General features: G+C 73.5%; 7 protein-coding genes. 4 read left to right on the top strand and 3 right to left on the bottom strand.

Annotated features, from left to right (window positions below; genetic code table 11):
* The 3 genes from L0B03_RS12345 to L0B03_RS12335 all read left to right on the top strand — a co-directional run.
* A partial coding sequence (locus L0B03_RS12345) for a glycosyltransferase (RefSeq protein ID WP_250446155.1) occupies window positions 1-677 on the top strand: 677 nt, incomplete at its 5' end.
* 33 nt (window positions 678-710) lie between these two features.
* Window positions 711-2,375: a CTP synthase gene (locus L0B03_RS12340; protein ID WP_250446153.1), complete on the top strand. Its 1,665-nt coding sequence runs from the start codon at window positions 711-713 to the stop codon at window positions 2,373-2,375.
* Entirely contained in the window at window positions 2,375-3,004 is a 630-nt protein-coding gene (locus tag L0B03_RS12335) for an NUDIX hydrolase (RefSeq protein ID WP_250446151.1), read from the top strand. The genes L0B03_RS12340 and L0B03_RS12335 overlap by 1 nt, the downstream gene beginning before the upstream one ends.
* Window positions 3,005-3,060: 56 nt before the next feature.
* Here L0B03_RS12335 and L0B03_RS12330 read toward each other — a convergent pair whose 3' ends face one another.
* Genes L0B03_RS12330 through L0B03_RS12320 form a run of 3 tightly spaced genes read right to left on the bottom strand, consistent with a single transcriptional unit; the run spans window position 3,061 to window position 5,907 of the window.
* On the bottom strand, window positions 3,061-4,077 hold the full coding sequence (locus tag L0B03_RS12330; protein ID WP_250446149.1) for a COX15/CtaA family protein: 1,017 nt from the start codon (window positions 4,075-4,077) through the stop codon (window positions 3,061-3,063).
* Between the two features lie 58 nt (window positions 4,078-4,135).
* A complete protein-coding gene (locus tag L0B03_RS12325) occupies window positions 4,136-4,930 on the bottom strand; it encodes an ABC transporter permease (RefSeq protein WP_250446147.1) in 795 nt (264 codons plus the stop codon).
* Window positions 4,927-5,907: an ABC transporter ATP-binding protein gene (locus L0B03_RS12320; RefSeq protein ID WP_250446146.1), complete on the bottom strand. Its 981-nt coding sequence runs from the start codon at window positions 5,905-5,907 to the stop codon at window positions 4,927-4,929. Before L0B03_RS12320 ends, L0B03_RS12325 begins: the two co-directional genes overlap by 4 nt.
* Before the next feature lie 252 nt (window positions 5,908-6,159).
* Between L0B03_RS12320 and L0B03_RS12315 the strand changes: the two genes are divergently transcribed.
* The coding region (locus L0B03_RS12315) for a metalloregulator ArsR/SmtB family transcription factor (protein WP_250446144.1) at window positions 6,160-6,515 on the top strand (356 nt) is incomplete at its 3' end.

Below are 6,515 nucleotides of genomic sequence, written 5' to 3'. Positions count from 1 at the left end.
TCTCGGGGGACCTGGTGGACCGCGCGCGTCGCCGGGGGGCTCGCGCCTGCGAACGGGCCCTGGTCCCGGCCCCGCCCCGCCCCGAGGCTGCTCCGTCAGCCGAGACGCGGGCGGCGATCGACGGGCTCGGGGAGCGACCTCTTCTGGTCACCGTCGCGCGCCTCGCCCCGCAGAAGGGCCTGGACCTGCTCTGCGCCACCGCGGGACTCCTCACCGCGCTGCCCGAGGCGCGGCGCCCCGTGTGGGTCGTCGCCGGGGACGGTCCGCTCGAGGGCGACCTACGGCGCTGGGTCGCCGAGGGGGACCTCCCTGTCCGCGTCCTGGGCCGGCGGGAGGACGTCCCCGACCTCCTGGCGGCCGCCGACCTCGTGGTGAGCACGGCACGCTGGGAGGGGCAGCCGCTGTGGGTCCAGGAAGCCCTCGCGCTGGGTGCCGCTGTCGTGGCCACCGACGTCGGAGGCACGCGTGAGGTGACCGGGGAGGCGGCGAGGCTCCTCCCCGCCGAGCCCGCCGTCCTGGCCGCGGCGATGCTCGACCTGCTCGCCGACGAGAGGGCTCGGACGGAGCTGCAGGGCCGCGCACGGGCCCGAGCCCTCGAGCTCCCCGACCTGCGGGCGACCCTCGGCCAGCTCGATCGGCTGTACCGCGGAGAGGGATCTCCGCGCGGGTCGTCCTGAGAGAAGCCCGTCCGTCGGGTAGAGTTGAAGCCCGTGGCTGAGCGAGCAAATCGAACCTCCGGGCGATCCGACACGACGACCCGACACATCTTCGTCACGGGCGGCGTGGCCTCGTCCCTCGGGAAGGGACTGACGGCCTCGAGCCTCGGGCGGCTCCTGCGATCCCGTGGCCTCCGGGTCACCATGCAAAAGCTCGATCCGTACCTCAACGTGGATCCGGGCACCATGAACCCGTTCCAGCACGGCGAGGTCTTCGTCACCGCCGACGGCGCGGAGACCGATCTCGACATCGGGCACTACGAGCGGTTCCTGGACGTAGACCTCACGGCCACGGCCAACGTGACCACGGGGCAGATCTACTCGAGCGTGATCGCCAAGGAGCGCCGGGGCGAGTACCTCGGTGACACCGTCCAGGTCATCCCGCACATCACGGACGAGATCAAGGCGCGGATGCGGGCCCAGGCGGGGCCCGACGTCGACGTGATCATCACCGAGGTCGGCGGGACGGTCGGAGACATCGAGTCCCAGCCCTTCCTCGAGGCTGCCCGCCAGGTGCGGCACGACCTCGGCCGTGACGACGTCTTCTTCCTCCACGTCTCGCTGATCCCGTACATCGGCCCCAGCGGTGAGCTCAAGACCAAGCCGACCCAGCACTCGGTGGCCGCGCTGCGCTCGATCGGCATCCAGCCCGACGCCCTCGTACTGCGGGCCGACCGCGAGGTCCCCGAGTCGATCAAGCGCAAGATCGCACTGATGTGCGACGTCGAGGGCGAGGCCGTCGTCACGGCGGCAGACGCGGCGAGCATCTACGACATCCCACGGGTGCTGCACTCCGAGGGGCTCGACGCCTACGTGGTGCGACGTCTCGACCTGCCGTTCCGGGACGTCGACTGGGCCGGCTGGGAACGGGTCACCCACGCGGTGCACCACCCCGCCCACGAGGTCGAGGTGGCGATGGTCGGCAAGTACATCGACCTGCCCGACGCGTACCTGTCGGTGACCGAGGCGCTGCGCGCCGGAGGCTTCGCGAACGACGCGCGGGTCAAGATCCGGTGGGTGGCCTCGGACGACTGCGACACCCCCGAGGCCGCCGAGCGGACCCTGAACGGGGTCGACGCCGTGCTGGTCCCCGGGGGCTTCGGCGTCCGCGGCATCGAGGGCAAGGTGGGGGCGCTGCGCTGGGCGCGGACCCACCAGGTGCCGACCCTCGGCATCTGCCTCGGGCTCCAGGTCATGGTCATGGAGTTCGCCCGGGCCGAGCTCGGGCTCGAGGGGGCCTCCTCCTCGGAGTTCGACCCGTCCACCGAGTACCCGGTGATCGCGACCATGGCCGAGCAGCTCGCGATCGTCGGCGGAGAGGGGGACCTGGGCGGCACGATGCGGCTCGGTGCCTACGAGGCGGTCCTGACCCCCGGTTCGGTCGTCGCCGAGGCCTACGGCTCCGAGCACGTGGTCGAGCGGCACCGGCACCGCTACGAGGTCAACAACGCCTACCGCGAGGCCCTCGAGGAGGCCGGGATGGTCGTGTCGGGCGTCTCTCCCGACACCTCGCTCGTCGAGTTCGTCGAGCTCCCGCGCGAGACGCACCCGTACTACGTCGCAACCCAGGCGCACCCAGAGTTCATGTCTCGTCCGACCCGCGCGCACCCGCTGTTCGCGGGTCTGGTCAAGGCGGCCCTCGACCGTCGCGGGGCCTGATGACCGAGCCTCAGGACCGCCTCGCCCCGCGTCCGGTCCTGCGCTCTGAGCTCCTGCACGACGGGATGATCTGGGACGTCGTGCGGGACACGGTGGACCTGGGGGACTCCGGCACCGTGCGGCGCGAGTACGTGCGGCACTCCGGTGCGGTCGCCGTGATCGCCCTCGACGACGAGGACCGCGTCCTGCTCCTGCAGCAGTACCGTCACCCCGTTCGGTCCGAGCTCTGGGAGCCGCCGGCCGGTCTGCTCGACGTCGCGGGGGAGGACCCGTGGACGGCGGCCCGGCGCGAGCTCGCCGAGGAGACGGACCTCACGGCTGACCGGTGGTGGGTTCTCGCGGACTACCTCACGACGCCGGGCGGCAACGACGAGCACATCCGGGTGTACCTGGTCCGGGGCCTGCGGTCGGTTCCCGAGGGCGAGCGTCACGACCGTGAGGCCGAGGAGCGTGACATGGTCGCGCGGTGGTTCCCCCTCGACGAGGTCGTCGAGGCGGTTCTCGCCGGGCGGGTCCGCAACCCCTCGACGGTGGTGGGGGTGCTGGCCGCGACGGCGGCCAGGGCGCGGGGCTGGTCAGGTCTGCGCCCGGCTGACGCGGCGCTGCCGGAGAGGACCGCAGAGGACTGACGCCGTCGGACGGCGACCGTCCTGCTTCGCTGCCCGCCTGCCTGAGGGGGCGCGCGTCAGCTCCGTGCCGCGGCCGCGCCGTCGTGATCCACCGGGCGGTCGCGCAGCGCGAGGAGCTGGTTGCCCTGGGCGAGGACGAGGAGCGAGGCACCGAGCATGTGGGCCGCCACGAGCACCTCGGGCAGACCGGTGAAGAACTGGACGTACCCGATGATCCCCTGGGCGAGCGTCACACCTACCAGGACCCACGCCGCGCGTCGGGCCGTCGCGGGTGCGCGGTCGCGGTGGATCGCGGCCACGACGAGGGCCAGGACGGCGACGTAGACCCAGACCGCCGCGGCGTGCAACCGCGAGACAGCCACCGGGTCGAGGGTCAGCCGCTGGGCGATCTCCAGGTCACCCGAGTGCGGGCCCGCGCCGGTGACCACCACCCCGAGGGCGATCATCAGGGCCGTCAGGGGGATGAGGCTCACGGCGAGCCGCCAGGTCCGGGTCGTGACGCGCCGCTGGGGCGGGCCGTCCCCCTCGGCGTGGCGTCGCAGCAGGACGGCCGATGCGGCGATCAGGACCATCGAGAGGATGAAGTGCACCCCGACGAAGGCCGGATGGAGCTCGACGAGCACGGTGATCCCGCCGACGACGGCCTGCACCAGGACGCCGACGAGGGGCACCAGGCCGAGCACCCGGTACGGTCGCGCCCGGTGCCGCTCTCGCCACACGATCCAGGCCGTGGCCAGGGCCAGCAGCCCGAGGACGCCCGTGAGGGTCCTGTTGCCGAACTCGATGACCGGGTGCCAGCCGAGCTCGGCGTGCATCACGGGCGCGAACTGCCCCGGCTCGCACTGCGGCCACGTCGAGCAGCCGAGGCCTGACCCGGTGAGACGCACCACCCCACCGGTCACGACGATGCCGATCTGCGCGACGAGGTTCGCCCACAGGATCCGTCGCGCCCATCGGTACGACGGGGCGCCGCGACGTCGGGCCGCGCTCCGCGGCGGGCCAGCCGCCTCGGCGGCGTCTCGAGGCGGTCGGGGACGGCCGGTCGGTGCCGGCGCAGGCACGGTGCTGCTCACCCCTCCACGGTATCCGCCTCGGACCGAGGTCATGACGCCGGGGGTGTCCGGGCGCTGGTCAGTGCCACCGGAAGAAGCGGACTGCGGCGCCGCCGAGCAGCACCGTCCATGCGCTCAGCACACCGACCGGGACGAGAGGCACCGTCCCCTCGGCCAGCACCGTGCGCAGGGCCTCACCCAGGGCGCCCGAGGGCAGCAGGACCGCCAGCTCGGCCAGGGGTGCAGGGAGCAGGGAGGCAGGCAGGAGGACCGCTCCGCCGGCCAGGAGCAGCACCCAGAGCAGGTTGGCGACGGCGAGCACGGCCTCGGCGCGCAGGGTCCCTGCCACGAGCAGGGCCAGGGAGGTGAAGGCGGCCGTCCCCAGCACGACCACGAGCAGGGCACCGGGCACGCCGCCGAGCGACGGGGACCAGCCGAGCACGAGGGAGACCGCGACGAGGACGGCCATCTGCAGCAGCTGGATCCCGGCGATGCCCAGGACCTTGCCCGCGAGCAGACCGCTGCGGCCGAGCGGGGTCGTCGCCATGAGCCGGAGCACGCCGTTGCGGCGGTCGAACCCGGTGGCGATGGCCTGCGAGGTGAAGGCCGTGGACATCACCGCGAGGGCCAGGACACCGGGGGCGACGAGGCCGATCCGGTCCTCGGTGCCGAGGTCGACCAGGGAGGTGCGGGTGAGCCCCACGAGCAGGAGCACCGGCAGCACGAGGGTGATGACGAGCTGCTCACCGTTGCGCAGGACCGTGCGCATCTCGATCCTGGCCTGCGCCGCGACCCGTCGCGCGAGCGGGGCGGCCCGCTGCTCGGGCGGCACGGCAGCGCCCGGCTCGGCCGGCACGTCCACGGGCAGGCTCATCGCAGGCTCCGTCCGGTGAGATCGAGGAAGACGTCCTCGAGGGTGCGCCGCCCCGTGGTGAGCGAGGTGATCAGGACGCCCTGGTCCCGGGCCCAGCCGGTGACCGCGTGGACGAGCTCCGGCCCGGGTGCCCCGTGCACCTCGAGGGTGCCCGCGAGGGAGCTGGTGGTGACCGAGTGCTCGTGCCCCGAGCGCCCCAGGGCGACGGTGAGGTGCTGGGCGAGCTCGCCGTCGGAGCGCTCGACATGGTGGGGGTCGAGGTGCTGGACGCTCACGCGCATGCTCCCGTCGCCCCCGACGAGGGAGTCGACCGTGCCCGAGGCGATGGCCTGTCCGTGGTCGACCACCACGACGTGGTCGGCAAGGGCCTCGGCCTCGGCCATCTGGTGCGTCGTCACCACCACGGAGACCCCCTCGGTGCGCAGGTCACGCACCAGCTGCCAGACGGCGAGGCGGGCCTGGGGGTCCAGGCCCGCGGAAGGCTCGTCGAGGAAGACCACCGCCGGTCGCCCGACGACCGCCGTCGCCAGGGCCAGCCGCTGGCGCTGGCCGCCGGAGAGACGCCGGACCGGCGTCCGCGCGAAGCTGCTGAGTCCCAGTCGGTCGGCGAGCTCACCGACGTCGCGAGGGCGGGCATACATCCGGGAGACGTGTTCCAGGGCCTCGAGGGCGGGCACCGTGCTGGGCAGGCCGCCGTCCTGGAGCATGACGCCGACCCTCGGGCGCAGGGCCTGCGCGTCACGCACCGGGTCCAGGCCCAGGACCCGCACGGTGCCGGTGTCGGGGCGCCGGAGCCCCTCGCAGCACTCGACGGTCGTCGTCTTGCCTGCGCCGTTGGGACCGAGGAGAGCCGTGATCCGGCCGCACGGGGCGGCCAGGTCCAGGCCCCGCACGGCCTCGACCCGGCGATACCGCTTGGTCAGGCCGGTGACACGCACGGCGGGCTCGCCGGTCGAGGCAGGGGTGGTCGCAGGCACGAGCGCCGAGTCTAGGTGCTCGGACGGGGTCGGGGGATCCGGGGCACGTCCCGAGCGGGCCGGCCGGGTGGTGAGGTCTGCCTACGTTGCGGGGAAGTAATTCGGCAACAAGGATGTTGCCTATATCAGCGGCACCCGTGCCGTCCCGTGACGAGCTCCCCGGAGCGTCGCCGGACGAGACGAGTCACCGCACGAGACGACCCGCCCCGTGCGGTGCGGTCGGAGCCGGTCCCGAGAGCCAGGAGGTGGAACGTGAGCATCGCAGCCAAGCAGGCCACGATCCCCGTCGGCGACCCGCACGAGACCTCGACCCGGCACCGCGTGCTGCGGCTGGTCGTCGAGTCCGGCCCCGTCTCGGTGGTCGAGCTGGCCAGCAGCCTGGACCTCACGGCGGCCGGTGCCCGGCGCCACGTCGCCGCCCTCGAGGAGGCCGGGCAGATCGCCGTCCACCTCTCTCCCTCCTCGCAGCCCGTGCGCCGTGGCCGCCCCGCCCGGCGCTACGTCGCGACCGAGCGCGGTCAGGCCGGGCTGGGCAGCGGGTACGCCGGCCTGGCCAACCAGGTCCTGGACTACGTCGCGGGGCTCGCCGGGCTTGAGGTCGTCGAGGG

Source organism: Actinotalea sp. C106 (genome assembly GCF_023630195.1).
In the GTDB taxonomy this organism is placed as follows: Bacteria; Actinomycetota; Actinomycetes; order Actinomycetales; family Cellulomonadaceae; genus Actinotalea.
The sequence above is the reverse complement of the archived record's forward strand: the minus strand, read 5'-3'. Positions and strand labels throughout refer to the sequence as shown.

Excerpts from the sequence above, each read along its gene's own strand:
- L0B03_RS12325 (WP_250446147.1), bottom strand. The coding sequence starts at position 4,930 with ATGAGCCTGCCCGTGGACGTGCCGGCCGAGCCGGGCGCTGCCGTGCCG.
- L0B03_RS12335 (WP_250446151.1), top strand. The coding sequence starts at position 2,375 with ATGACCGAGCCTCAGGACCGCCTCGCCCCGCGTCCGGTCCTGCGCTCT.